The sequence below is a fragment of the Sulfurovum sp. XGS-02 genome (assembly GCF_023213175.1).
Lineage (GTDB): Bacteria > Campylobacterota > Campylobacteria > Campylobacterales > Sulfurovaceae > Sulfurovum.
This window is the reverse complement of record NZ_CP093312.1, coordinates 1,356,969-1,382,495: the sequence shown is the minus strand read 5'-3', so window position 1 is coordinate 1,382,495 and position 25,527 is coordinate 1,356,969. Positions and strand designations below refer to the sequence as shown.

At 41.2% G+C, this 25,527-nt stretch carries 29 protein-coding genes; 20 read left to right on the top strand and 9 right to left on the bottom strand.

Features of this window, described 5'->3' with window-relative positions:
- The first annotated feature begins 24 nt into the window (after positions 1–24).
- Together MN086_RS06870 and MN086_RS06865 are read left to right on the top strand one after the other, a co-directional pair.
- Entirely contained in the window at positions 25–309 is a 285-nt protein-coding gene (locus MN086_RS06870) for a hypothetical protein (protein WP_248575276.1), read from the top strand.
- 7 nt (positions 310–316) lie between these two features.
- On the top strand, positions 317–1,240 hold the full coding sequence (locus tag MN086_RS06865) for a histone deacetylase (RefSeq protein WP_248575275.1): 924 nt from the start codon (positions 317–319) through the stop codon (positions 1,238–1,240).
- A 15-nt stretch (positions 1,241–1,255) separates the two neighbouring features.
- Here the strand turns inward: MN086_RS06865 and MN086_RS06860 are convergent, their stop codons facing one another.
- The 3 genes from MN086_RS06860 to aspS form a co-directional block, all read right to left on the bottom strand.
- A complete protein-coding gene (locus tag MN086_RS06860; protein WP_248575274.1) occupies positions 1,256–2,482 on the bottom strand; it encodes an OmpP1/FadL family transporter in 1,227 nt (408 codons plus the stop codon).
- 213 nt (positions 2,483–2,695) lie between these two features.
- Entirely contained in the window at positions 2,696–3,289 is a 594-nt protein-coding gene (locus tag MN086_RS06855) for an adenylate kinase (protein ID WP_248575273.1), read from the bottom strand.
- Positions 3,290–3,309: 20 nt separating this feature from the next.
- Positions 3,310–5,061: an aspartate--tRNA ligase gene (gene aspS, locus MN086_RS06850; RefSeq protein ID WP_248575272.1), complete on the bottom strand. Its 1,752-nt coding sequence runs from the start codon at positions 5,059–5,061 to the stop codon at positions 3,310–3,312.
- Between the two features lie 157 nt (positions 5,062–5,218).
- On the opposite strand from aspS, the gene MN086_RS06845 reads away from it, so the two are divergent.
- Together MN086_RS06845 and MN086_RS06840 are read left to right on the top strand one after the other, a co-directional pair.
- Complete coding sequence (locus MN086_RS06845) at positions 5,219–6,091, top strand: NAD(+)/NADH kinase (RefSeq protein ID WP_248575271.1); 873 nt, start codon at positions 5,219–5,221, stop codon at positions 6,089–6,091.
- Positions 6,073–7,617, top strand: coding sequence for a DNA recombination protein RecN (locus tag MN086_RS06840; protein ID WP_248575270.1), 1,545 nt, complete (start codon positions 6,073–6,075; stop codon positions 7,615–7,617). The genes MN086_RS06845 and MN086_RS06840 overlap by 19 nt, the downstream gene beginning before the upstream one ends.
- Here the strand turns inward: MN086_RS06840 and MN086_RS06835 are convergent.
- The gene (locus MN086_RS06835; protein ID WP_248575269.1) at positions 7,614–8,231 is read right to left on the bottom strand and encodes an Hpt domain-containing protein; all 618 of its coding nucleotides are present in this window, start codon (positions 8,229–8,231) and stop codon (positions 7,614–7,616) included. The two genes, MN086_RS06840 and MN086_RS06835, sit on opposite strands and share 4 nt — an antisense overlap.
- 120 nt (positions 8,232–8,351) lie before the next feature.
- Between MN086_RS06835 and MN086_RS06830 the strand changes: the two genes are divergently transcribed.
- The 12 genes from MN086_RS06830 (at position 8,352) to mrdA (ending at position 18,504) form a co-directional block, all read left to right on the top strand.
- Positions 8,352–9,122 carry a TatD family hydrolase gene (locus tag MN086_RS06830; protein WP_248575268.1) on the top strand — a complete coding sequence of 257 codons (771 nt, stop codon included), beginning with the start codon at positions 8,352–8,354 and terminating at the stop codon, positions 9,120–9,122.
- A gap of 83 nt (positions 9,123–9,205) precedes the next feature.
- Positions 9,206–10,231 (top strand): lytic transglycosylase domain-containing protein, encoded by a 1,026-nt coding sequence (locus MN086_RS06825; protein ID WP_248575267.1) that lies wholly within the window; start codon positions 9,206–9,208, stop codon positions 10,229–10,231.
- A gap of 39 nt (positions 10,232–10,270) precedes the next feature.
- Positions 10,271–12,145, top strand: coding sequence for an ATP-binding protein (locus tag MN086_RS06820; RefSeq protein WP_248575266.1), 1,875 nt, complete (start codon positions 10,271–10,273; stop codon positions 12,143–12,145).
- Between the two features lie 71 nt (positions 12,146–12,216).
- Positions 12,217–12,999: a septal ring lytic transglycosylase RlpA family protein gene (locus tag MN086_RS06815; protein WP_248575265.1), complete on the top strand. Its 783-nt coding sequence runs from the start codon at positions 12,217–12,219 to the stop codon at positions 12,997–12,999.
- 24 nt (positions 13,000–13,023) lie between these two features.
- On the top strand, positions 13,024–13,596 hold the full coding sequence (gene hisB / locus MN086_RS06810; RefSeq protein ID WP_248575264.1) for an imidazoleglycerol-phosphate dehydratase HisB: 573 nt from the start codon (positions 13,024–13,026) through the stop codon (positions 13,594–13,596).
- Entirely contained in the window at positions 13,593–14,090 is a 498-nt protein-coding gene (locus MN086_RS06805; protein WP_248575263.1) for an HAD family hydrolase, read from the top strand. The genes hisB and MN086_RS06805 overlap by 4 nt, the downstream gene beginning before the upstream one ends.
- Positions 14,081–14,593 (top strand): LPS export ABC transporter periplasmic protein LptC, encoded by a 513-nt coding sequence (gene lptC, locus MN086_RS06800; protein WP_248575262.1) that lies wholly within the window; start codon positions 14,081–14,083, stop codon positions 14,591–14,593. The genes MN086_RS06805 and lptC overlap by 10 nt, the downstream gene beginning before the upstream one ends.
- A 40-nt stretch (positions 14,594–14,633) precedes the next feature.
- Positions 14,634–15,098 (top strand): lipopolysaccharide transport periplasmic protein LptA, encoded by a 465-nt coding sequence (gene lptA / locus MN086_RS06795; RefSeq protein WP_248575261.1) that lies wholly within the window; start codon positions 14,634–14,636, stop codon positions 15,096–15,098.
- Positions 15,095–15,751: a ribosome biogenesis GTP-binding protein YihA/YsxC gene (yihA, locus tag MN086_RS06790; RefSeq protein ID WP_248575260.1), complete on the top strand. Its 657-nt coding sequence runs from the start codon at positions 15,095–15,097 to the stop codon at positions 15,749–15,751. Before lptA ends, yihA begins: the two co-directional genes overlap by 4 nt.
- On the top strand, positions 15,748–16,212 hold the full coding sequence (locus MN086_RS06785) for an N-acetyltransferase (protein ID WP_248575259.1): 465 nt from the start codon (positions 15,748–15,750) through the stop codon (positions 16,210–16,212). The genes yihA and MN086_RS06785 overlap by 4 nt, the downstream gene beginning before the upstream one ends.
- Before the next feature lie 13 nt (positions 16,213–16,225).
- The gene (locus MN086_RS06780) at positions 16,226–16,681 is read left to right on the top strand and encodes a hypothetical protein (protein ID WP_248575258.1); all 456 of its coding nucleotides are present in this window, start codon (positions 16,226–16,228) and stop codon (positions 16,679–16,681) included.
- On the top strand, positions 16,678–18,504 hold the full coding sequence (mrdA, locus tag MN086_RS06775; protein ID WP_248575257.1) for a penicillin-binding protein 2: 1,827 nt from the start codon (positions 16,678–16,680) through the stop codon (positions 18,502–18,504). Before MN086_RS06780 ends, mrdA begins: the two co-directional genes overlap by 4 nt.
- A 4-nt stretch (positions 18,505–18,508) precedes the next feature.
- On the opposite strand, the gene MN086_RS06770 is transcribed toward mrdA, so the two are convergent.
- Together MN086_RS06770 and ybeY are read right to left on the bottom strand one after the other, a co-directional pair.
- Positions 18,509–19,441, bottom strand: a complete 933-nt coding sequence (locus MN086_RS06770) for a calcium/sodium antiporter (RefSeq protein WP_248575256.1) — start codon at positions 19,439–19,441, stop codon at positions 18,509–18,511.
- A gap of 1 nt (position 19,442) precedes the next feature.
- Positions 19,443–19,883, bottom strand: a complete 441-nt coding sequence (gene ybeY, locus MN086_RS06765; protein WP_248575255.1) for an rRNA maturation RNase YbeY — start codon at positions 19,881–19,883, stop codon at positions 19,443–19,445.
- 62 nt (positions 19,884–19,945) lie between these two features.
- Between ybeY and queC the strand changes: the two genes are divergently transcribed.
- On the top strand, positions 19,946–20,611 hold the full coding sequence (gene queC, locus MN086_RS06760) for a 7-cyano-7-deazaguanine synthase QueC (RefSeq protein WP_248575254.1): 666 nt from the start codon (positions 19,946–19,948) through the stop codon (positions 20,609–20,611).
- Positions 20,612–20,618: 7 nt separating this feature from the next.
- On the opposite strand, the gene MN086_RS06755 is transcribed toward queC, so the two are convergent.
- Positions 20,619–21,023, bottom strand: coding sequence for a hypothetical protein (locus MN086_RS06755; RefSeq protein WP_248575253.1), 405 nt, complete (start codon positions 21,021–21,023; stop codon positions 20,619–20,621).
- Positions 21,024–21,111: 88 nt separating this feature from the next.
- Here MN086_RS06755 and MN086_RS06750 point away from each other — a divergent pair, with 88 nt between their 5' ends.
- On the top strand, positions 21,112–22,158 hold the full coding sequence (locus tag MN086_RS06750) for a coproporphyrinogen III oxidase (RefSeq protein ID WP_248575252.1): 1,047 nt from the start codon (positions 21,112–21,114) through the stop codon (positions 22,156–22,158).
- Positions 22,159–22,165: 7 nt separating this feature from the next.
- Here MN086_RS06750 and MN086_RS06745 read toward each other — a convergent pair whose 3' ends face one another.
- Together MN086_RS06745 and MN086_RS06740 are read right to left on the bottom strand one after the other, a co-directional pair.
- Positions 22,166–23,290 (bottom strand): S1C family serine protease, encoded by a 1,125-nt coding sequence (locus MN086_RS06745; RefSeq protein WP_248575251.1) that lies wholly within the window; start codon positions 23,288–23,290, stop codon positions 22,166–22,168.
- Positions 23,291–23,360: 70 nt separating this feature from the next.
- A complete protein-coding gene (locus MN086_RS06740; RefSeq protein WP_248575250.1) occupies positions 23,361–23,852 on the bottom strand; it encodes an asparaginase domain-containing protein in 492 nt (163 codons plus the stop codon).
- An 87-nt stretch (positions 23,853–23,939) separates the two neighbouring features.
- Here MN086_RS06740 and fabI point away from each other — a divergent pair, with 87 nt between their 5' ends.
- Both fabI and rlmB read left to right on the top strand, forming a co-directional pair.
- Positions 23,940–24,764, top strand: coding sequence for an enoyl-ACP reductase FabI (gene fabI / locus MN086_RS06735; RefSeq protein WP_248575249.1), 825 nt, complete (start codon positions 23,940–23,942; stop codon positions 24,762–24,764).
- Positions 24,765–25,520, top strand: a complete 756-nt coding sequence (rlmB, locus tag MN086_RS06730; RefSeq protein ID WP_248575248.1) for a 23S rRNA (guanosine(2251)-2'-O)-methyltransferase RlmB — start codon at positions 24,765–24,767, stop codon at positions 25,518–25,520.
- The last annotated feature ends 7 nt before the right edge of the window (positions 25,521–25,527 follow it).

The window sequence follows — 25,527 nt, the reverse complement described above, 5'->3', positions numbered from 1 at the left end:
GTAAAAAAAATGTGTAGGATTCTCATGGAAAAATTAACGGTTAAGGCATATGCTACAAAACATAAACTGAGTATATTCAATGTGGTAAAAATGACAAAATCAGGTCAAGTTCCAACAGAAACAGTCGTAGAGAACGGTAAAGATGTCGTCTATATCTTACTGGATGATACGGTTGAAAAAGAGGTTCAAAAGTCTATCTTGAAAGAAGAAAATAAAGAACCCTATAGCTTACGTAAAGAGAATGCAAGACTGAAAAAAGAGATAGAAGAATTAAAAAAGGAGATCGCTCAACTGAAAAAGAGAGTATAATAGTGGGATGAAAGTAGCATATATAACTGATGATATCTATCTACAGCATCATACCGGTGCAATGCATCCGGAGTCTCCAGAGCGCCTTAGAGCGATCAATAAAGCTATTGAAGAACTGCATTCATTTTTGACATTTACCTCTCCGATAAGTGCTTCAGAAAGTATACTTGAACTTGTACACTCTCCTGATCATATAGAGACTATTAAAAATGTTTGTGCCTATGAAGGAAGTATTGATTCGGATACTGTCTGCAGTGTGGATTCATTTGATGCAGCAAGGATGGCAGTGGGAGCAGGAGTCGTAGCATTGGATGGTATAAAGTCTGGGGAATTTGAACGGGCTTTTTGTGCCGTAAGACCTCCAGGACATCATGCCAGACCCGCACAAGCCATGGGCTTTTGCCTTTTCAATAATATTGCCATAGCTGCACGGTATGCACAGAGCATAGGATATGAAAAAGTGATGATCGTCGATTTTGATGTCCATCATGGTAATGGTACACAAGACACCTTTTATGAAGATGACTCTGTATTTTATTTCTCATCACATCAGGCGTATATATTCCCCGGTACAGGTGCCCAGTTAGAGAAAGGAGAGGGTAAAGGCAGGGGATATACTGCAAACTTTCCAGTGATGGCGGGAAGTTCAGACAACGATTTACTTGATATCTATGAAAATGAGCTTCCTTCACTTGTCAACGACTTTAAACCTGACATCATTTTGGTTTCTGCAGGGTATGATCTGCATGAAAGTGACCCTTTGGCACAATTGAATATCACTACGGAAGGTATAAGACGTATTGTTAGGATCATACTGGATAGTGCGGATGTTCCCTTTGTGTTTTTTTTAGAAGGGGGTTACAATGTCAATGCTTTGGGGGAGAATGTCAAGGTGACACTGGAAGAGATGCTGAAAAGCACCTCTTCCTAAAAGTTTTAACAGGGATTAAAACTTATAGGCTAACTGGAAAGAAACACTGTCTTCTGCGTGATCAGTACTTACAGTTGCACCTGGTCCAAATAATGTACTTACATCAAATGTTTCGTTATTATTGTCTTGATAGACATAGGCTAAGTCAAGAGAAAATGCATGTGTAAACTCGTAGCTAGCCCCTACTGTATAGTGATCTTCTGCAGTTGCCGGAAAACCAAGAAGGTTAAAGAAGTTAAGTCTTGGATCCGCTACTTCTACTACAGCAGAAGATGCATGATTGTAACCAAGTCTTATGGTCCATTCATTCTCTGTATATTGGTAACCGACTGCATAGACATTGGAATCTTCCCAACCGTAGTCACTATACCCTTTAGCATCAGACCATTTTATTTTTTTATAGTCAAAAGCTATCGTATGTTGACCCATAGCATAGGCAAGACCTACACCATACTCTTCAGGTTGTTCAAGTGTATCTCCGTTAGGAAGTGTAAGTCCAAAAGGTGCTGAAGCTGTAGTAAGTTGACCATCATAGTCCATCTCTATGGCAGATTTATACATAGCACCAAAAGTAAGACCACTGATACCATTTGATGATAGGTCATAGGCAAGTCCTACATTATATCCAAAGCCAAAGTCTTGTGCTAAACCTGCGCCTACAGAACCTGCTGGAATGTTTAGAGGATTTGGTCCGATAATATAATTTATATCTAAATTCCCATACTGAAGTACAGGTGTGACCGAAAGACTCAAGCCTCCCGTTTTATAGGCAATAGGTACAGCAAATTGCATCAATTGTAAGTTGGTTACCATATTAAAGTTATTAAATGCACCACCAGATGCTTTGCTGTAATCTGTACCCATTCCACCAGTCCCCCACATACCAACACCGATATACCAATTTTCATCGATCTTATGTGCAAGTGACACTTCAGGGATCACATTCATATCTGCATCACTGGTATAAGCCGGATCTCCAAAGCCATTTATTTGAGTTTCAATGTCAGGCATAAAGAGTGTACCACCAAATCCGATTTCACTGCTCTCTACACTTGTGATCAGTGCACCGTTGCTCAATCCAGATTCTGCACCATGTGCCATAGCGATCCCGACACCACCCATACCTCTGGCTTTAGCACCTACAGAAATAAGGTTGTCTCCGTTTGTTGCATGTATCATCGTTGAAGTGATAAGTGAAAGTGTGATCAATTTCCCTAAGGTTCTTGTTGTCTTTACGTTCATTCCCTTGTCCTTATAGTAAATGTAAACCTATAGTAGCTAAAATATATTAAATATTAAAGGATATTTAGCAATATATTCTATGTTTTTTATTAATTGAGTAGGATTTGTTTTTGTAATAAAATAGTGAGGAGAATATAGATTATATGAGGTTATGTGTTGAATAAGAAAATAAAAAGAGTCTGGGGCTACCCACCAGAAGAGTGGGCGTTGGTTTTAGATCTTGCTCTTTACAAATGCTTCCATATCTGCAACCACTTCTTCAAGCGTTCTTTCACCAGAAATCACTTCTAATAGGTTCTTCTCAGTATAAAATGCTTGAATCTCAGCCAATGGATCAGTATAGATTTTCATTCTATCGTTGAATACCTCTTCACTGTCATCACTTCTCTCTTCACCAGGTGCTGCTTCTGCACGACGGCCTAAAATTCTCTCTCTGGCTACTTGCTCGCTCACTCTTACTTCGATCACTGACGCAAGCTCAATGTCATCTTCTTTAGATACAAGTTCATCAAAAGCTGTCATTTGTTCCGTACTTCTTGGGTAACCATCGATAAGTACATTGTCTACAGGTGCATTTTTGATAGCAGATACGATAGTGTCCACAATGATTTTAAGTGGTACAAGGGCACCTTTTGAGATATAGCTTTCTATCGTTTGACCCAGTTCGCTTCCGCTTGCCACTTCTTCTCTAAGCATATCACCGGTTGAGTAGTGTACGATAGTGTCACTGTTCTTTTCAGCGATGATACTTGCATCTGTTGTTTTTCCTGAACCCGGTGCGCCAATGATTAAAAATAGTTTTTTCATAGTTTTTTCTTTCCTTTGTTTTATGCTGTTGGTGTTTGTCTGATTCTAAGGCTCAGGTCTTTAAGCTGTTCTGCATCTACAACGCTTGGTGCTTGTGTAAGAAGACACTGTGCTTTTTGTGTTTTAGGGAATGCGATAACCTCACGGATACTTGAAGCACCGGTCATTAGCATGATAAGTCTGTCAAGACCGAGGGCAAAACCACCATGTGGCGGTGCACCGAATTTGAGTGCATCAAGTAAGAACCCGAACTTCTCTTGTGCTTCTTCTTCATCGATACCAAGGAGTTTAAAGATCTCTGCCTGCACATCTTCTTTATGGATACGGATCGATCCACCACCAAGCTCTGTACCGTTCAGTACTATATCATAGGCGATCGATTCAATCTCTTCGATATCTTCATAATCCAATGATTTTGGCTGTGTAAATGGATGGTGAAGTGCTTTGACCTTTCCATCTTCTACTTCGAACATAGGGAAGTCCATGACCCATAAGAACTCAAATGTATCTTTAGGAATGATATCCATGGTTTCTGCAAGATAGATACGGAAACGACCCATATAATCCCATACCAGTTTTTTCTCACCTGCACCAAAGAAGACAGCATCACCTACTTCAAGTCCACATCTCTCAATGATCGCCTGAATATCTTCTTCTGTAAAGAATTTAGTAAGAGGTCCTTTAAGACCATCTTCTTTCATCTGGAAATAACCCAGACCGGATGCACCGAATTTACGAACGTAATCTTCAAAACCTTTCATTTGACGTTTTGAGAAGATCTCATCACCTTTTGGTACCTTGAGTGCTTTGATACGGTTTTTCTTCGGTGATTTTGCGATATTCGAGAAGATCTCATTGTCACATCTTTCAAAAATATCGATCACATCTACCATAGCCAGATCATAACGCATATCCGGTTTGTCTGAACCGTATTTTTCCATCGCTTCAAAGTGAGGCATACGTTTAAATGTAGTAGGAATGTCAAAACCGCATGCAGAAAATACATCGTGTATCAGTTTTTCTGCAACGGCAATCACCTCTTCCTGGTCACAGAAAGACATTTCAACATCTATTTGCGTGAACTCAGGTTGTCTGTCTGCTCTTAAGTCTTCATCTCTGAAACATTTTGCTATCTGGAAGTAACGGTCAAAACCGCCCACCATCAAAAGCTGCTTGAAAAGCTGCGGAGATTGTGGAAGTGCATAGAATTCACCAGGATGTACACGTGAAGGTACAAGGTAATCTCTGGCACCTTCGGGTGTAGATTTAGTAATAATAGGTGTTTCAACTTCAAGGAAGTCTAGTGCATCAAGTGAGTTACGTGCAGCGATCGTTGCTTTTGAACGCAGCTTGAAGATATCGTAAGATTTTTGTGTACGTAGTTCTAAGTAACGGTGCTTCAGTTTGATCTCTTCATTTACTTTGTCATCATTGAGGTCAAAAGGCATAGGTTTAGAACGGTTTTCTATATTAAGGTCGTTCACTACGATCTCTATCTTCCCGGTTTTTAGTTTAGGGTTCTCCAGCCCTTCACCTCTGGCACGTACTTTACCTTTAGCGATCAATACAAACTGATCTCTGACCTCTTCAGCTATTTTATGCGCATTTGCATCGTCTGCCGGATCACACACAAGCTGTACTACTTCATCTTTGTCTCTAAGGTCGATGAATATAAGTCCACCATGGTCTCTACGTGAAGAGACCCAACCCGCAACGGTAACTTCCTGTCCAATATGTTCTTCATTTACTTCTGCACAATAATGTGTTCTCATGACTATCCTATCTGTTTATAATGGCGCGATTATATCAAAAAGTAGTTTAGGGTTAAATTCACTTACAAAAATATGGCAATATGAAATATTTTCAAATACTAACAGTACATTTATGCTACTCTAACAATTATATTTCTTAAATAGAGTCAGGAAAAAGATGAGTAATGAAAAATTATCGCAGATAAAAACTGCAGGGTTTATTTTAAAACCCAATGACCCAGAGATAAAAGCATTGTATGAACGGATCAAGGCACAGTTCGAGTCTAAAGGTATTTCTGTGATCCTGGCAGAACGTTCGGCGCAGAGAGTAGGTCTGGAAGGTATGCCCTTTGAAAAAATGTGTGAAAAATCAGACTTTTTGGTCTCTTTGGGCGGAGATGGTACACTGCTTTCCCTGGTACGCCGCTCTCATGGGCATGATAAACCTGTTGTGGGTATCAATGCCGGTAATTTAGGATTTTTGGCTGATGTGACCATCGATGATGTAGAGTTGTTTTTAGAACAACTAATCAGAGATGAATATCGCATTGATGAACGTATGATGATAGAAGGGTATATACAAAGAAAAAATGGTCAAAAAGAGCCGTTTTTTGCTTTTAACGATGTGGTGATCACACGTCCGGTAGTCTCCAAGATCTCAACCATATATGCATCCATTGATGGAGAAAGATTTAACACCTATAAAGGGGACGGACTGATCATTGCGACACCTACAGGATCAACGGCATATAACCTTGCTGCGGGCGGTCCTGTGATGTATCCGCTGACACAGGCACTCATTATGACCCCCATACTGGCACACTCTTTAACACAGCGTCCTCTCGTGGTACCTGCAGATTTTACGATCGAACTCTCTTCTCCCGAAGAACGTGTCATTGCAGTGATAGACGGACAGGATGATTATGAGATGGTTCCCGAAGATGTACTGGTGATCAGGGGTGCAGAACGCGGTGCAAAACTTCTGCATAGAAAAGAACGCAATTATTTCTCTGTCTTGAGAGAAAAACTTTCATGGGGTGCCGGGAATTGATAGAACGTTTATATTTGCGCGATCTTGTTACTTTTGATGAAGTAGAATTAGAGTTTGAAAATGGATTGGTGGTTTTAACCGGACCCAGCGGTGCAGGTAAGTCTGTACTGATGTCTGCGATACTTTCGAGTTTTGGGTACAGTACGCAAGGGGCTGCAGCATTGTGTGAAGTGAACTTGCTAAAGCCTGAACAGTTACAAAGTGATGCCTTTGAACTGGAGAATGATCTGACGGTAAAAACACTTAAAAAAGAGAAGCTTCGTTACTTTATCGATGGCCAGAATATCTCTAAAAAAGCTTTGAATGACATGTTTCTGCCTTATGTCAAGTATCTCTCTGTACGCGACAAAGGCGGTTTTGAGTCTGAAACACTTTTAGAGATGATCGATGATCAGCTTCTAAGTAAAAATAAAACGTTTAAACAGTTACGCAAAGAGTACAGAAAACGTTATAGAAATTATAAAGAAAAAGCTTCACAGCTCGCAAAGATAAAAGAAGATGAAGCAAAGCTTGCTGAACTCATAGAGTATGCGACCTATGAAGTAGAAAAAATAGCTTCTATCAACCCGCAGGTAGGTGAAGAAGAGGAATTGCTCAAGATCAAACAGCAGCTTTCACGTATTGACAAGATAAAAGATGCACTTTCAAGCGCTTCAGAGATATTTTCCTTAGAAGCAAATGTGGAAGAGGTCTATAGACTATTAGATAAAGACGGGTCCATATTTAGCGATGCGATGAACCAACTTCGTGCTGATTTTGAAGAGACGGAAAATCTTGCAGATGAACTTGAAGAGGTCAATGTAGAAGAAGTACTGGACCGTCTGGCTGACCTCACCACACTGAAGAACCGTTACGGCAGTATAGAAGAAGCATTAGCCTATAAAGAATCTAAAGAGAAAGAACTTTCCGGCTATCAGAATATAGAACAGGACAAGAGTATGCTGGAGTCGTTTTTGGCTTTAGAGTTTTCAGAGTTACAGATCATCGCTTCAAAACTCTCTCAGTCGCGCCAGAAAGAGGCAAAGATATTGGAAAGATCTTTAGCTGAGTATCTGACGACACTTAAACTTCCTGCACTTACGTTTGTGTTCTCTTCTGGCACTTTGACAGAAGGTGGAATGGACAGTGTAGAAGTGATGCTCGGCTCATCAAAAACCGCTACACTCAGTGGAGGAGAATTTAACCGTGTACGTTTGGCACTGATGGCAACGACGATCCCTGAAGATAAGAGTAAACAGGGGGTTCTTATTCTCGATGAGATAGACGCCAATGTGAGCGGAGATGAATCCATTGCCATAGCAGAGATGATCCATAAGCTCTCCTCAGTGTACCAGGTTTTTGCGATCTCTCATCAGCCGCATCTGACAGCAAAAGCGGGACAGCATGTTGTCGTAACAAAAGCAGGGCAAAAGAGTCAGGTGGAAGTCTTGAATGATGTGAGCCGTGTTTCTGAGATAGCAAGGATCATCGCAGGAGAAAATCCTACGGATGAAGCATTGGAGTTTGCCAAAAAGTTAAGAGCTTAGGTATATTGTGCCTTGAGCTCATTGGTGTAGTGTTTGAGATGTTCAAGGTAGGCGTTGGTAATATCAACATCTGTTCCCGTTTTCACATAGGTATTGTAATCCGTTAAAAGATCTGAGACGCCACCTGTACCCAGATTGGTCGCTGAACCTTTGATACCATGTGTCAATTTTTCTATTTTGTGAAAATCCCCTTCTTCTATCGCTGCTTCTATGAGAGGGATCTCTGTTTCGATCTGCGGGATAAGTTCAGCTACAAACTCTTTTGCTTCCTCGTCAGAAAGTCCCATTTCCACTAGACGAACATGGGTAAACGGGGGATAATTCGCCTCAGGCAGTTGTTTTGTCTCTATTATGGATTCAGTTTGAGGTTCTTCGGGTTCAAGTGCTATTTCCGGTTCCGGCTCGGTCGTCGGTTCAGCTTCTTTCTCTGGTTTTGGTTCAGGCTTTGGTGTAGCTTTCTTTTGTTCTTTTGAAGGTGCGGTCCTTGTATCAGGAGCTGTTTTCTGCTGTTTTCTGCGTCTCTCTTTCTGGTACTTTTTTTCATTTCTGTATTCCAGAAAGATAAACAACACAACAAAAAAAACAAAAATAGATAAGATGGTTAAAGCAGACATAGCTTCCTTCCTGAATAATGATGTATGTTTAACTATAACCGATTGAAAGTTAGATTCAGGTGTTTGCATAGTGAATAGAGAAGAAATTTGTTATAATGTATAAAAAAGGACAGAGTATAGATGTTAATAGACACACATTGTCATTTGGATGATGATCGGTATGATGATGATATAGAACAGGTTTTGGAAAATGCCAGAGAAAAAGGTGTAGAGAAGTTCATTATACCAGGCGCAGACCCAAAAACGCTGCAGAAGGCGGTTGATCTGGCTGAACGGTATGAAAGCATCTATTTTGCAGTAGGTGTACATCCTTATGATGCCCATGAGTATGACAGAAGCTATTTGGAACCCTATGTGACGCATCCCAAGTGTGTTGCGATTGGCGAATGCGGATTGGATTATTTCAGACTACCGGAGTCGGAAGATGAGATCGAAAAAGAGAAAAAATTGCAAAAAGAGGTCTTTTTAGACCAAATACTGTGGGCCAAAGAGCTTCAAAAACCGCTTATTGTCCATGTGAGAGAATCAAGCCCGGATTGTTTGGAGATGCTTGATCATCATGCGGGAGAAGAGGGTGGTGTATTGCATTGTTACAATGCAGATGAGTCACTGCTCAAACTCGCAAAAAAGAATTTCTATTACGGTATAGGCGGGGTCTTGACATTTAAAAATGCAAGAAAACTCATCAATGTGTACCCTAAAATCCCTCTGGATAAACTAGTCATAGAGACGGATGCACCGTATCTTACGCCGCACCCTCACCGTGGTGAAAGAAATGAACCCAGTTATACGACATTCGTAGCAGATAAAATGGCTGAACTCTCTTCGCTCAGCAGGAAAGAGATCGAAGCGTCAAGTACGCAAAATGCCCAAAGACTTTTTAGGTTCTGATACAGATGTATAGAGGAATAAGATATGTTAAACGTATTTTATTTTTAACCATACTCTCCATAGGGTCCGTTTATGGAGTCCCATTGGCAGATAAGTACCCAAGTTATACATATGTGTTTCATGAATTTGATGTGGATGAGTCTTATCTCTATAATGAAGCGTTTATCTCTTTTGTTTCAAAGCATGAAAAAAAGTTGCGATTATTTTACAGAGACTCCTTACTTCGAGGCAAAGAGATATTACCCACGATGCAGGGACTGCTTGTAGAAGATGGTGTGAGTGACCTTTTTATCTATCTCTCTATGGTGGAATCGGGGTTTTCCACAGATGCCGTTTCTCCCAAAAAAGCGGTAGGTCTATGGCAGTTCATGCCTGCAACGGCCAAAGAGTATAATCTTACTGTATACCATGGCTATGATGAACGGTGCGATACGGTGAGTGCAACATCTGCAGCCATTAACTATCTTAATAGACTCTATAAAGAGTTTGGAAAATGGTATCTGTCCGCTATGGCCTATAATTGTGGAGAAGGTTGTGTCAGCAGGGCAATTAAACGTGCGGGGACAGATGATTTAAGTGTGTTGATGAATGAAGATTTGAAATATCTGCCTCGTGAAACACGCCAGTATATGAAAAAGATCCTTCTTCTTGCCATGATAGGTGAAAATGAGACTTTAGACTTTGGTAATGGCACAGATGAGAAGCTGGAAAATGCTCTTATAGAGGTCAATGTAGCTGCCGGGATATCACTCCAAAAGATTGCAACATTATTGAAAATGAAAGAAGAGAAACTTTTAAGTCTGAACAAAAGTTTCAAAGATGGCAGAGTACCTCAAGGGAGGACCACGTATAAGATTACGATTCCTATAGAAAAAGTGTATGCCTTTTACTTGCGTTATCAGTTACAGGATAAAAAGAAGGTCTTCAGGTCACATATGGTCTCTCACACTGTTGCTCTGGGAGAAACCGTAGAGAGTATTGCCAAATTATATGATGTAGATACAGAGGAGATCATCACCTCTAATCATTTAAAAAATGACTTTCTTGTTTTAGATAGTTTGTTAGTGATTCCCGTAAACAAGAAAACATTTGATAAAATAATAAAATAAGAATTTATTATATTTTTTTAGAGTGATAAAAGGGAAAGAATGATGAAAAAAAATCTGCTAGATATATCTGTCCGTAGCGCTCCTCTTATTTTTTTGTTGATGCTTAGTAGTTACTGGAGTTATAGAGAATGGAAAAGGATCGATCCTTCCGATACAGGGCTTTTTGTCTCTTTATTGGTGATCGTAGTGTTGAGTCTCTTGTCCCTGATATATGTATGGTTTGATCATCGCAGAGAAGAAAGAGAGACCAGGGCACTGGTCTCCGTGTTGGACAGTATCGATCATTTGGCAGATATTGAGAAAGGGGTCATTACAAAACAAAGAGAAGAAGTCTACAACTATATTGCACACCTTTTTATCCTTTTAGAGGAAAAAGGAAAAGAGATCAAAGAGGAGGCAGAGGCAAAAAGTCAATTCCTATCTACCATGTCTCACGAAATTCGTACACCGCTCAACGGAATTCTGGGTTTTACAAAACTTCTAAAAGAGATGGAAAGTACAGAAGACCAGAAGGAGTTCATCTCTTTGATCGAAAATTCATCAAATAATCTTATCTCTATTGTGAATGATGTTTTGGACCTTTCGAAAATGAATGCAGAAAAAATGGAGATCGAATCTATCCCGTTTCATCTATTCGAGACCATCGATCTGACCGTAGCATCTTTTGCACAAATGGCTGATCAAAAGGACATTGAGTTCGGGGTATTGGTCGATCCGACTCTATCGCCTTATGTGATCGGCGATCCTACGAAACTTTCTCAAATATTGACAAACCTTATAGGGAATGCCATTAAATTTACGGATGCTTACGGCAAGATCAACCTTTTTGTTGAAGGGGTAAGTAGCGACAAAGATCACACAGGATTAAAGTTTTCTGTGAGTGACAATGGTATCGGACTGAGTGAAGCGCAACAAAAGACCATTTTTGAAGCCTATGGACAGGCAACGGCAGGTACAAGCCGAAAATACGGAGGTACAGGACTCGGACTCACTATCTCGCGTAAGATGGTCCAGCTTATGGGGGGAGAACTTGAAGTTGAAAGTAAAGAAAATGAAGGAACCACCTTCTTCTTTACGCTTCCATTAGAAAAAAACAAAGACCATGAACCTAGTGTATATACAGACTTTTCCAATCTCTCTGTAGGTCTTGCACTGCCTGTCAAGAGTATCAACCGCCAGTTGGATATCAATCTTCAAACCTATATAGAACACCTTGGTGCAAGGTTTTCTTTCTACTATTATGAAGAGCTATTTGAGTCAGAGACCCCTCTGACTTTACCTGATATTATGATATTTGATCATCACTATGCGAGGCTGCCGGGAGAGTTGGAACAGTGTGCTGCGCTGGAGTGCAAATCTGTACTTTTGACCAATGGTAGTTTAAGGGCGCGTGTCAATCCCCAACAACATCATTTTACCGATGTGGTCCTAACACCTATAAGCCTGGCAAAAACGATCAGGATCTTAACCAACGCAAGTGAGCATAAGAAAGAGAAGATACTCACCTCTGATACAGTAGAAAATACCGAACAGTTTCAAGGACTCCATGCGCTTGTAGCAGATGATAATAAGATAAACTGTAAACTCATAAAGATCATTTTGGAGAATCTTGGTCTGGAAGTGACTGTAGTGAATGACGGAAAAGATGCTGTGGATATGGCTACAAAAAATGACTATGACATTATATTTATGGATATTGAAATGCCTATCATGGACGGTGTCGAAGCCTGTAAGCATATTTTGGAACACGAAACCAAAGAGCAGTTGAAACATGTTCCTATCATTGCGCTCACTGCGAATACTTCTGCTGGAGAGAAAGAGAAGTATATGGCTGAAGGTATGGATGATTATGCCGTGAAGCCACTGGATATAGAAGCGTTAAAAATGATCATCAAAGCGCATTGTAACTCTTAGACTATCAAGCAAAAACAAAGTCAAATAAAGTGATAATACCTACCTGAATATAAATGCATTTCCGAGGTAGTATGAAGAGACTTACATCCCCAATATTATTGATCGTTATTTTGGGGGTTAGCACCCTTATTACAGGGTGTGGACCGGAACCTAGAGATGCTAAGGCCACAAAATATACAAGTGCAGCCAGACATAAAGCTACCATGCGCTCATATAAGGTATTGGGCAAACGTTACAATCCGACGTATGTGGAAGTAGGACAGGTGATGCATGGCATCTCAAGCTGGTATGGACCTAACTTCCATGGTAAACAGACAAGTAACGGTGAAGTCTATAATATGCATGCAAGAACTGCAGCACACAAAACATGGCCTATGGATACGATGGTAAAAGTAAAGAACCTTCAAAACGGTAAAAGCACGATCGTACGTATCAATGATAGGGGACCTTTTGTGAGAGGACGTGTCATTGACTGTAGTTATACTGCGGGTAAAGAAATAGGACTTGATAAAATGGGGATCGCAAAAGTATCTCTGGAAGTAGTCGGATTTGCAGGAAAGGTCGAGTCAGCCGCTGCGATCGCCAGACAGAAAAGAGAGCATACCCAAAAACGTATCGTACTCTCTAATTTTGGTGTACAGGTAGGGGCATTCAGGCTTCATGAAGGTGCTAAAATCTATCAAAGAAAATATAGCGCCCTATATAGACGCTATAATACGATCATAAGACGTTTTAACGATATAGATGGCGCACCCCTCTACCGTGTATGGCTTATGGGATACAGGTCTGAAGATGAAGCGAGGGACTTCAAGGCTCATCATGACCTAGAGGGTGCATTTATCGTAAGAAATTAATCAATGTAGGAAGAAAGAAAAAAGATGATAGAAGTAACAAGAGAAACCAAAGAGACACAGATTTCAGTCAAACTCAACCTTTATGGTTCGGGAAAAGCCAAAATAAACACCGGTGTAGGTTTTTACGACCATATGCTCGAAGCATTTACAAAACATGCACATATCGATATGGAAGTACAATGTACGGGTGATACCCATATAGATGACCACCATACGGTTGAGGATGTAGGTATCGTCATAGGTCAGGCACTTAAAAAAGCCATCTACCCTGTACAGAGCATAGAGCGTTTTGGTAATGCAACCGTGGTCATGGATGAAGCAAGTGTGACCTGTGATATCGATCTATCCAACCGAGGGTATCTTGTATTTGAACTTCCTATCGGCGGTAAAGTAGGGAACTTTGATGTGGAACTCGTAGAAGAGTTCTTTAAAGCGTTTGCATTCAATCTTCCTTTGACACTTCATCTGATCTATAACCGTGGTAAAAACAAACACCACATCATAGAGGCTGCATTTAAAGCACTTGCCGTAGCGCTTCGAAGGGCGGTAGCGGTGAATGAGAATGCCGGTATTCCAAGTACAAAGGGTGTACTGTGAGTATTGAATTGATCGTACTTGATGTAGACGGTACTATGACGGACAGTCATATCACTTACAGTGAACACGGTGATGAGATCAAGTCTTTTAATGTGAAAGATGGGTTGGCTATATCATCATGGAGAAGACTTGGAAAACAGGTAGCCATCATTACGGGAAGATCTTCAAAGATCGTTGCACGTCGTGCAAAAGAGCTGCATATAGAACACTTCTATCAGGGTATTGACAATAAAAAAGAAGTGTTGGAATCGCTTCTTGAAAAGCTTGACCTCACCATGGAAAATGTAGCAGCCATAGGAGATGACCTGAATGACCTGCCAATGTTGAAAGCAGCTCAAATTTCATTCGTACCAAGAGATGCAAGTGCGTATGTAGATAAGATCGCTACTGTAGTACTTTCCAAAAGAGGCGGGGATGGTGCAGTACGTGAAATGATAGAATATCTCATCGTCAAAGAAGGTCTTGAGAAGAAGTATCTGGAGCTATGGGAATAAAATTAGAATACATATTGACCATTGCGATCATCGGGATCATAGCCGGGACCCTCATGTTAAAATTAGGCAATGCACCTGCAACAACTAAAGCATTTACCAAAGAACTTGAATTTACGGGTACCACTTTGACGGAAGTGGATACTGACAATATGAACAGTCGTATATATGGTACATACGGTGCGAGAGACAAGGGTGTATTGAGGGTAGAGAATATACGCTATTTTGATGATAATATAGAGTCACTTTCTGCGGACAAAGGTAAACTTGAAGGTGACATACTTCAGTTAGAGGGTCATGTGGTCATGAAGGAACAAGGTGGTTATACCTATAAAACGGAACATGCCACCTATGATAAAAAGAGCGAAATATTAAATATCACAAAACCTTTTACCGCGGTAAGGGGTCAAAATATGATCAAAGGAAAAAGTTTGGAGTATGATACTCGCCAGAAAAAGGCTACCGGTCAGACTGTTGATACAGTATTTTATACCCCTGACAAGTAATATCGTGGTACAATATTTAACTAGGTCACAAAGGGACGCGATGCATGTTTTGAAAATAATACTTTTGGTGATGCTCACACAGGCACTTTTTGCTGAAAAGGTAGAGATCACTTCTACATCTATGGAGGCAGAGGAGCTCAAGAAAGAGGTACACTTCATAGGCAATGCAAAGATAAAAAAAGGGGATGACTGGATACATGCTGACAGGGTTATCGTCTACTTTGATGACAATAATGAAACAAAAAAATATGAAGCCATGGGATCCGTCAAATTTGAGTTTAAAAAGGATGAAAAACATTTCAAAGGAAGTGCAGATAAAGTGGAGTACAATATTATGAAATCACTTTATGTGTTGATCGGTAAAGCAATTTTGAACGACCTGGTTAAGAGTAGTCATCTCAATGGTGATAAGATCACTCTTGATATGTCTACAGGAAGTGTAGATGTGAAAGGTAACCGTAAAAAGCCTGCGAAGTTTATTTTTGAGATGAAGGACAAACAGTGAGTATACCCCGAGTAGTAGAAGCGGCATTTATCAAGTCTGCGCAGAGTATTGCGGATTCTTTACCTGAAGATATGAGCGAAGTGGTTTTTTTAGGACGTTCCAATGTAGGGAAAAGTTCCACACTGAATTCATTAACACAAAGAAAGAATCTGGCCAAAAGTTCAGCTACGCCGGGAAAAACACAACTGATCAACTTTTTTGAAACGAGATATTTGTATAATGACGAGAGTTACCCTGTACGTTTTGTGGATTTGCCCGGATTTGGGTATGCAAAGGTCTCTAAATCTTTGAAAGAAGTGTGGCAGAAGAACCTTGTTGAATTTATTCAGCATCGTGTCTCTATACGTCTTTTTATCCATCTTCGTGATGCCCGCCATCCGCATGCCAAGATCGATGATGATGTGGAAGCGTATATCTCTGAATTTATTCGTCCGGATCAGAAATACCTGACAGTATTTACAAAGATCGATAAACTCAATCAAAAAGAGAGAGCAAAGCTTAAAAGAGACTTCCCGGGTTCTATTACGCTCTCAAACCTGAAGAAGAACGGCCATGACAGGGTACATCAAATGATACTGGAAACGATTTTCGGTGTCGGTAACGAAGCTAAAAGTAAGAATGATACAGTCCAAGAGAATGAGGAAAAAGAGTGATCGAACTTGTTAAAGCAAAACTGAGTGATATTCCTGCAATGCAGGCATTGGTTGCACCCGAAGTAAAGGACGGGATCATCCTGAATCGAACAGAAGATGAAGTCGCAACCAATATACGCTCTTATGTCCTGGCAAAAGACGGTGACAAACTTGTTGGGTATACAGCCCTGCATATACACTCAAGAAGATTGGCTGAGATCCGAAGCCTTATCGTAGACGAAGGCTACCGTGGACAAAATGTAGGTCAAAGAATGGTACAGTTTACACTGGAAGAAGCAAAAAATATCGGTGTAGAAGAGGATGTACTGGTCTTAACCTATCTTCCTCAGTTCTTTTTAAAATTAAACTTTAAAGAGATCGATAAAGAGGTGATACCTGAACATAAGATCTGGGCGGATTGTATCAAGTGTATCCACTTCCCTATCTGTAATGAAGTAGCATTGGTCTACAAATTAGCGTAATCTGGGTTTTTTGATGGATCATGTAACACAAGCCCAGCATGGCCTGTTCTTTTGGTTGTTTTCCGCTACCTTTATCTTTTTTTATCCTATGCTTATCTCTATCTATGTGTTTTTACCCCTCTTGATAGGGGCCATGGGGTATATGCTGGTACAGGGATTAGAGAGAGAAAAAACACTCTTTATTTTACTTTCTATCGTCTATATGGTGAATTTGGAGGTCAATCTCTCGTTGCCGATTTTTCTTACAGTGATCTCTTCTTTGCTCTTCTACGTGCTGCTCTATCCCTCTTTAAAGCATTTCAGAAGATGTATCATATGTAGAGCACTTCTAAGTGTACTTTTGTTAGATCTTATGTATCTGGGATGCCTATTCACCTATGATTTTATCTTTCAGACCCAGAGTATTATCCTCGATGAGATCCTTCTCTATACCCTTATCGTTGATATGTTAGTGGTGGTAATCCTATGAGATATAAGTTTATTGTTTTAGTTTTCCTTATCTTCTGGGGTGTGATGATCACACGACTCTATCATGTCAGTATCAAATCCAATTTCTACTACGAGGGGTTGGCAAAAGAGAATATAGAGAGAAAACAATTTATCAAACCCGTTAGAGGCGAGATAACAGATGTCCGCGGAAATCTGCTGGCGATGAACCAGATCGGATTTTCACTCTCTATTGCCCCACACTTGAAAGTGAAGAACCATCAGCTCGAAAATGTCATCGCACAACTGCTTGAAACGTTTCCTGACCTCAATAAAACAGTGATGTTGAAAGTCTATAAAAAACACAATTCACCTTACAACCATAAGTATATCAAGGTTGTTGATTTTATACACTATGCAGATATGATGGGTGCTTATCCAAAGCTGAGTCTCATAGAGAATATTAAAATAGAAGCAGAAACGAAACGTTACTATCCTTATGGAAAGTATGCCGCACATATAGTTGGCTACACGGGAAGGTCCAATCAAAAAGAAAATGAAAAAGACCCCGTAGCCAATGAAGTCGGAAAGATAGGAAAAAGTGGCCTGGAACGCTATTATAATAAAGTGCTCGAAGGTGAACTGGGCTATGAGATCAGTAAAGTAACGGCAACCAACAAAGCCATAGAGGTACTCGAGAAGGAACTCCCGAAAGACAACAAGAATATACAGCTGAATATAGACATAGAGCTCCAAAAAATGATCTATGAGCGTTTTGGTGAGGATACGGGTGTTGCAGTGGTTATGCGTACCAACGGTGAGGTCTTGGCAGCGGTCAGCTACCCTTCATATGACCCTAATCTTTTTGTAGGCGGTATCAGCTCTAAAGAGTGGAAAGCACTGCAGGAGGATGTCAACTATCCTTTTACGAACAAATTTATTCATGGAACCTATCCTCCTGGTTCAACGATCAAAATGGGTATGGCCTTGGCTTTTTCCAAAGCATTGCCTAATTCTCTTGGTGCAGAAGAATATTGTGGTGGACATATTACACTGGGTACCAGTAAGCATAAGTTCAGGTGCTGGTCACGATGGGGACATGGCAAGGTCGATCTAAGAAAAGCGATACGAGAGAGTTGTGATGTCTATTTTTACAATAAAAGCTTAAAAGTAGGGATCGATGCGATGGCCAAGTATATTCGTACTTTTGGGCTGGGGGTAAAAACAGGTGTAGATCTACCGCGTGAATATTCTGGAGTCATGCCGGACAAGGCATGGAAGATGAAACGCTATAAACAGCCTTGGTATATGGGTGAGACAGTGATCTCATCCATAGGACAGGGGTATGACTTGGTAACACCTTTGCAGGTGGCACGTTATACAGGCTTGATCGCTACAGGATCACTTGTAAAGCCGTTTATTGCAAAGGAAGTGGATGGCAAGAGGATCGAGCCTGAATTGAAGCCTTTGAAGTTTAACACCTACTATTTGAACGAGATCAGAAAAGGGATGTATGATGTATGTAATGTACGACGTGGAACGGCCTATAGAACCATGAGCAAACTCCCTATCGTTGTTGCCGGTAAGACAGGTACTTCACAAGTCACCTCTATCCCTCAATCGACACAAAAACGTTTAAAAGAGGAGGAGCTGGAATATTTTCATCGTTCCCATGCCTGGATCACGACCTATGCTCCGTATGAAGACCCTAAATACATTGTTACAGTATTGGTGGAACATGGAGGCCATGGCGGTAGTACGGCAGGCCCTATCACCGCAGATATCTATAAATGGCTTTACAGGGAAGGTTACTTCTCTGCAGCAGGAGTAGCTACAAGAGATGCAGATACGAACAGTTCAAAATAGTACTTTACATGTTCTGTAAAGTATTATTCAAAAAGAGTCCTAAAATAATGATGAGGCTGATACCTGCTGATTTGTTGTAGAGCTTGTTTGCTGTAATAAATACAAGAATCAGCGTTGCAACGATCATGGTAGCGATATCAAAGATATAGGCAGGTGCATTGATGCTCATAGGTTTTGCAAAGGCTGCTGCACCAAGGACCACAGAAGTGTTTGCCATATTTGAACCGATGATATTTCCTATGGCCATATCCACTTTCCCTTTGACCGCTGCGGAGATACTTACAACCAGTTCGGGTAATGATGTGCCCAGTGAAACCATAATAATACCTATGATCCACTCTGAGATACCAAAGCTTTTAGCGATATCAGAAGCACTCTCTACGGTAAAATGTGCACCGATAATGACGAGAACTAATCCGCCTAAAAGTATAGGTATAGTCTTCATCCATGAGAATGTACCAATATCTAGATCCTCAAGATCCTCTTCAGGGATATTTTTGGCATCTTGAAGCAGAAAGACAAGGTATGCACCCATTAAAAGTAACAACAGTGACGCATCGAACCTGCTGATCACGCCATCGAGTATCATCAATATAAAGACCAGTACCGGTACCAGGGCCCAGGTACTGTCTTTGGCAAAGAAGTCTCTGCTTGGGTTGATCTTTGTAGCGATAAGAAAAACGGTTGCCAATACAAGGGTGATATTGAGAACATTGCTTCCTATCACATTGGCTATGGCTATATCAGGCTTATTACTTACACTCGCAGCGATACTTGCTGCCATTTCTGGTAGGGAAGTACCGAGTGCTATGAGCGTTGCACCGATAATGAACTCTGGTATATTGAACTTTAAAGCGATACGTTCACTCTGTTCGATCAGCAGGTCGGCTCCCCATATCAATACACCCATAGCAATAACAAAAATAACAAAACTCAAATCAATACTCCTCTGTTCTTACGATTAGACTGTTAGGAAGATCAAATTCCTTTATGAGCTCTTTCTCTCTCATTCTCATTTCACCCTCATCAGTCTCATGGTCAAAGCCCAGAAGATGAAGCATACCGTGAATGAACAAAAGTGAGAGTTCATCTTGCGTACTGTGTCCAAATTCTGCTGCCTTCTCTTTTACGAATGACTCTGCAATAATGATAGAGCCTAAGGGCATACCGAAGATAGACTGCTCTGTGAAAGGTGCTTCCATAGGGAACGAGAGTACATCTGTTACCTTGTTCTTGCCTCTATGTTCAGCATTGAGTTCCTGCATGGTCTGATCATCGGTGATGATCAGCTCAACCTCTTTGGTAGAAAGTGCCTCTGCTATCTTCTCCAATGCATCCAGATCAACTGCCAGTGGTGTTTGATTATCTAAGTCTATCATGCAGAAAGTTTACCCAAATCTTGGTAAAATGGCAGTAAATAACGCTATGAAGGTCTGATTTAATGAATAAAAAAGCAGTATGTATTATTTCCGGAGGAATGGACAGTGCTTTGAGTGCTAAAATAGCACAAAATGAAGGGTATGAGATCATCGCTTTGCATTTTAACTATGGGCAACGTACTGAAGAGAAAGAACTTGAATGTTTCCGGAAGATCGCATCGGCCGTCGATGCATCCGAAACCTATGAGATCGACCTGCCTTTTTTTGAGCAGATCGGTGCATCTGCCTTGACAGATCAGAGTATCGATGTTCCGACGGGAGGCTTAGAAGAGGGTGTACCTGTGACCTATGTGCCTTTCCGAAATGGTATTTTTCTCTCCATTGCTGCTGCAGTCGCAGAGAAACATGGTGTGCAGGCACTCTTTATCGGTGTGGTGGAAGAAGATAGTTCAGGGTACCCTGACTGTCGGGAGAGTTATATCGAGCAAATGCAAAAAGCGATCAATCTCGGGACAAAAGATGAAACAGACCTGGAGATAAAAATGCCATTGGTGGCTTTGAAAAAAAGTCAGATCGTCCAAAAGGCACTGGAGCTCAATGTTCCTCTGCAAGATACATGGAGTTGTTATAAATCCGAAGAGAAGGCTTGCGGTGTATGTGACAGCTGTCGGTTGAGATTAAAAGGATTTGAAGAAGCGGGCAGTGTAGACCCGATTCTTTATGCGTAGCAGAGGTTTAGTTAAAGGTAAACCCTCTGACAATAAAATTGAGTTCATATCCGTGGTCGGGATATCTTTTAAGACCCTCTTCGATAAATTGATGTCGCGTGATCTGTCTGTCCCACAGTCTGTAGGTCAACTTCTTAAACCACTCTTTTTTTTCAGGTGTATTGAGTGTCAGTCTCTGATAATTAGGATCATCCTGAATTCCAGAGGCTACTTTTCTCATGGTGTTTTCATACGCCACTTTTTTTTCAGGAGTGGGCTCTTCATAACCATACTGTGTCTGTGGTGTTTGAATGTGTTGGGTCGGTTGGTTTGTTTCAGTCGGTTTCTTTGGCTCTATGAGGTGGCCTATAGAACTTGTACAGCCGGAGAATCCAAATGCAATCAATGCCGCTAATAAAAAATGTCGTTTCATTCTGCCCTTTCTTGTAAATTGTTATGTGGGTATTGTAACGAAATGAACTAAAAATTACTATGATATAATGCCATAAAAAATAAAGGTAATGACCATGATAATCCCTGCAAAATCACTTCAAGCTAAAGAAGCATATACTCTTGTAGATGGATTGCAGGCTTATTTTGTTTCAAAGCTCAATGCTCTGGCTTTACAGTTTGGAAAGGGCAGGGCATGTGAAGCTGTTTCATGGGAACGTGACGGGGGTGAACATGGTGGCGGTATACGGTATGAAGCCAGAGATACCATCGTATATGACAGAGGTTCTGTCAATATCTCCCAGGTACATTATGATGATGACGGGAGTAAAAAGTTAGGTTCCGCCACTGCGATCTCTACGATCATACACCCCGATAATCCTCATGCACCCTCTATGCATATGCATATCTCCTGGACACAGATGAAAGATGGAAGCGGATATTGGCGTGTGATGGCTGATCTCAACCCTTCCCTTATAGGTGAATCTGATGCTGACAAAAAACGTTTTTCTGAAATGCTTAAGAATGTTACAGGGGAACTTTACACAGAGGGGGCTGCACAGGGTGACAGATATTTTTATATTCCTGTACTGGGAAGACATCGCGGTGTGAGCCATTATTATCTTGAAGGGTACAATAGCGGAGACTTTGAAGAAGACAAAACCTTTGTCCTGAAAGTAGGTGAAAGCGTGATAGACACCTATATCGACATTGTGTCAAAAAAACTCATGGCGTATCCTACCTTTTCAGCCGAAGAGAAAGAAGAACAACTGGCGTATCATACACTCTATCTTTTCCAGGTACTTACACTGGACAGGGGAACCACATCAGGTCTACTGGTACATGATCAGAATGATGTAGGTATCATGGGTTCCATCCCTTCTCATGTGAACAGAGATCTCCTGGCTTCCTGGGTAGAGAAAATGCCTCAGCCTCAAGACCTCTTGGTCCAGGCATTACTCAAAGCCTTACCTGATGCAATGCCCACACCGGTAGAAGAAAACACCAAAAAAGCTTTAGCGTATGCCGTACGACAGCACTACAAAAAACACCCTGAAGCCCTCAGTATGCAAGCCAGTGGAGAGATCATCCCTCCGACTGTTGATAATCATCGTTAAAAAATACCTACTCCAAGGTAAGAGGGACTTCTCTTACCTGCCCCTTTCTGAAAAGTTTTACTTTGACCCTATCACCGATATCATATTTCTCCAGCGTGGAGAGAAGCATTTGGATTGTCTCTATCTTATGTTCGTCTATTCCGACGATAATATCTCCCGAAACGCGTGCACTGTTTTGTATGGTGACCCCGCTAAGACCTGCATTTTGGGCAGCTGAGTTTGGCTGAACTTCTATGATGGCAACACCGGAAATACCCAGCTCTTTGGTGATCTCTTTATTGAGCTTTTCATTGATAGTGATACCCAGTTTTGGTCTTTGGTAGTGACCCTCTTTAATGATCCGTGGTACGATACGATTGACCGTATCCACAGGTACAGCAAAACCAATACCCGCATAGGTACCTGAAGGGCTGAAGAGCGCTGTATTGATCCCGATGAGTCTACCGGCACTGTCAAGCAGAGGCCCACCTGAATTTCCAGGATTAATGGCTGCATCTGTTTGAATAAGTTCCTCAATAGACGAACCATAATTATTGCGTAGACTACGATTAAGGGCAGAGACCACACCTGTTGTGAGTGTATGATCCAGCCCGAATGGATTTCCTATAGCATAGGTCATCTGTCCGACCTGTAAGTCATGGCTTGTACCGATAGAGAGGGGTTTTGGCATATTGGTTATCATAGGTATACGTAAAACCGCCAGATCATGTTCCGGACTTGCTCCGATGAGTGTAGCATTAAAAGTACGCTGGTCACTGAGCCGTATTCTCACAGCAGAAGCACCTTGCAGTACATGATAATTGGTAATGATGTGTCCTTGTCTGTCCCATATAAAACCTGACCCTGTACCTCGAGGGATACGGGTTATGTCACGTGTCCAAAGATTGAGCGTATCTTCAAGTGTTGTGATGTAAACGACTGAGGGACTGCTTTTTTGAAAAATTTCGATATTGGTTTTTTCTGCAGCTGAAAGTGTGCCTCTTGCAGTTACAGATCTTGGTTCTGTATGCATGGATGCCCATATATTTTCAATGCTTGGCTGTAATAGAAGAAGTGCAAACAACGTGATCAGGATCAAAAGTAAAATACGTATGCTGCGTAGTAGTGATACACCATTAAAATCTTTTTCCATCACATCTTAACCTGAGACTTTTATTTAGCATAGCAGTTTAAATTTAACAAAGGTTAAACGGTAGCTATCGTTAAAGTGTTGTAAATTTTCCTTTGAACCGATCTTTCTTTATACGTTCATAGTTTCCCATGACGCCGTTCATAGCGATAAACACACCATCTTTGTTTAAAGTATTGATATATCCATAGGCTGAACAGAGATTGGCAGTGGCTTCTACCGGGTCCACACTGTAGGGCACCATAGCGCCTGTGAGGACAATACATTTTTCGATATCTGCATCTGCAAGATATTCCGCTGTCACATCCATGGTATCTGTGCCATGTACGATAATGATGTGATGATACTCGGATTGATTGATGGTCGCCAGAAGTTCTAGTCTGTCATGATTGTTCATATCCAGACTGTCTTTGCCTATGAGGTTCATGATGTTAAATTCACACAGCCATTTTTTTGCGATCTTCTTCAAGGCTTCTGACTCTACATCTATGATGAATTCTCCCTTGATCGGGTCATAAATCTTGTTAAATGTACCACCAGTACTAATAATGAGTATTTTTTTCATCTATTGCCTTGATTTATGATAAATATAGTTTTAAATTTTACCATTATTGCGTTAAAATTACCGAATTAATTTCTATGGAGCATATATATGATAATGAAGGGTAAAAAAGGTGTTATTTTAGGTATCGCCAACAAGAAGTCTATCGCATACGGTATCGCTAAAGCTTGTCAGGAGCAGGGTGCGGAGATGGCCATTACATTCTTGAATGAAAGATTTGAACAGAAACTAGCCCCTATTGCAGAAGATCTAGGGTGTGGAGCAAGACTTTATCCTTGCGACGTAAGCAAGCCGGAAGAGATCAAAGCTCTGAAAGAGTCTCTTGAAAAAGATATGGGAAAGATCGACTTCATCGTACACTCTATTGCCTTTGCACCCAAAGAGGGGTTGAGCGGTCGTTTTTATGACATCTCTAAAGAGGCATTTGATGTGGCTATGGATATCTCTGTCTATTCACTCATCGAGATCGTACGTGAGTTAAAACCGATCCTTTCTGATAGCTCTTCAGTATTGACGCTTAGTTACTACGGTGGTGTGAAGTACATTCCTAACTACAACCTTATGGGTGTGGCTAAAGCTGCGTTGGAGATGACTACAAAATATCTTGCAGAAGATCTTGGTAAAGACGGTATCCGTGTCAATGCTATCTCAGCTGGCCCTATCAAGACCCTTGCAGCAGCAGGAATTGGTGACTTTTCATTCATGCTCAAGTGGAATCAGCATCACTCACCGCTCAAACAAAACGTGACGATCAGTCAGGTAGGAAACTCAGGTATGTACCTGCTTTCGGACCTCAGTTCTGGTGTAACGGGTGAGATCCATTATGTGGATGCCGGATTTAACATCATGGGTATGCCTGCAGTTGAGTTTGATCCGAACGGAAAGCCTAAGATCGCTTGGGACGGAAACGCTTAATTGAAAGATTCTCCAGAATATTTGGCTAAGAAGTCTTTTTTTGACAAAGTGCTGACCATCTACGGGCGTAATGCCGTGATGGAAGCACTTGAAGATGAAGCCGTCACTATTCACAAACTCCATTTCTCCAAATCCAACAAAGATGCTGCTGTCCTTGAACAGATGAAACGTATCGCTCAAAAACGAGGTATCGAAGTCGCTTATCACGATAAACAGGCACTCTCACGTATCTCTAAAAATGCCAAGCAGGACCAGGGTGTAGCCCTAGATATCGTGCTTGAACATTTCGGTGATGAAGAGAGTTTTCTCGATGCTCACAAAGACTATCGTATCATCGCTCTTGATGGTGTAACGAATCCTCAGAACCTGGGGATGATCATCCGTTCCTGTGCAGCGGGTAATGTGGATGCCATCCTGCTGCCGACCAAGGGTGCGGCACAGATATCTCCACTGGTGATCAAAGCCAGCGTGGGTACACTTTTTAAAATGCCTATCATTAAAACATCCGATCTTGCAAAGACACTCAAGTCTTTCCAAAATGAAGGTGCAACGCTCTATACACTCTCATCACACGCTACCAACTCTTATAAAGAGCAGAGCTACAGCAGTAAGACCATCTTTGTACTTGGCAACGAGAGCGAAGGTGTCAGCAAAAGTGTAGAAGCGCTTTGTGATAAAAACATAGCCATACCTATGCAGCGTGATGTTGAGTCTCTCAATGTTGCGGTCACCGCTTCCCTTCTTGCCTTTTTGTAATCTTTGA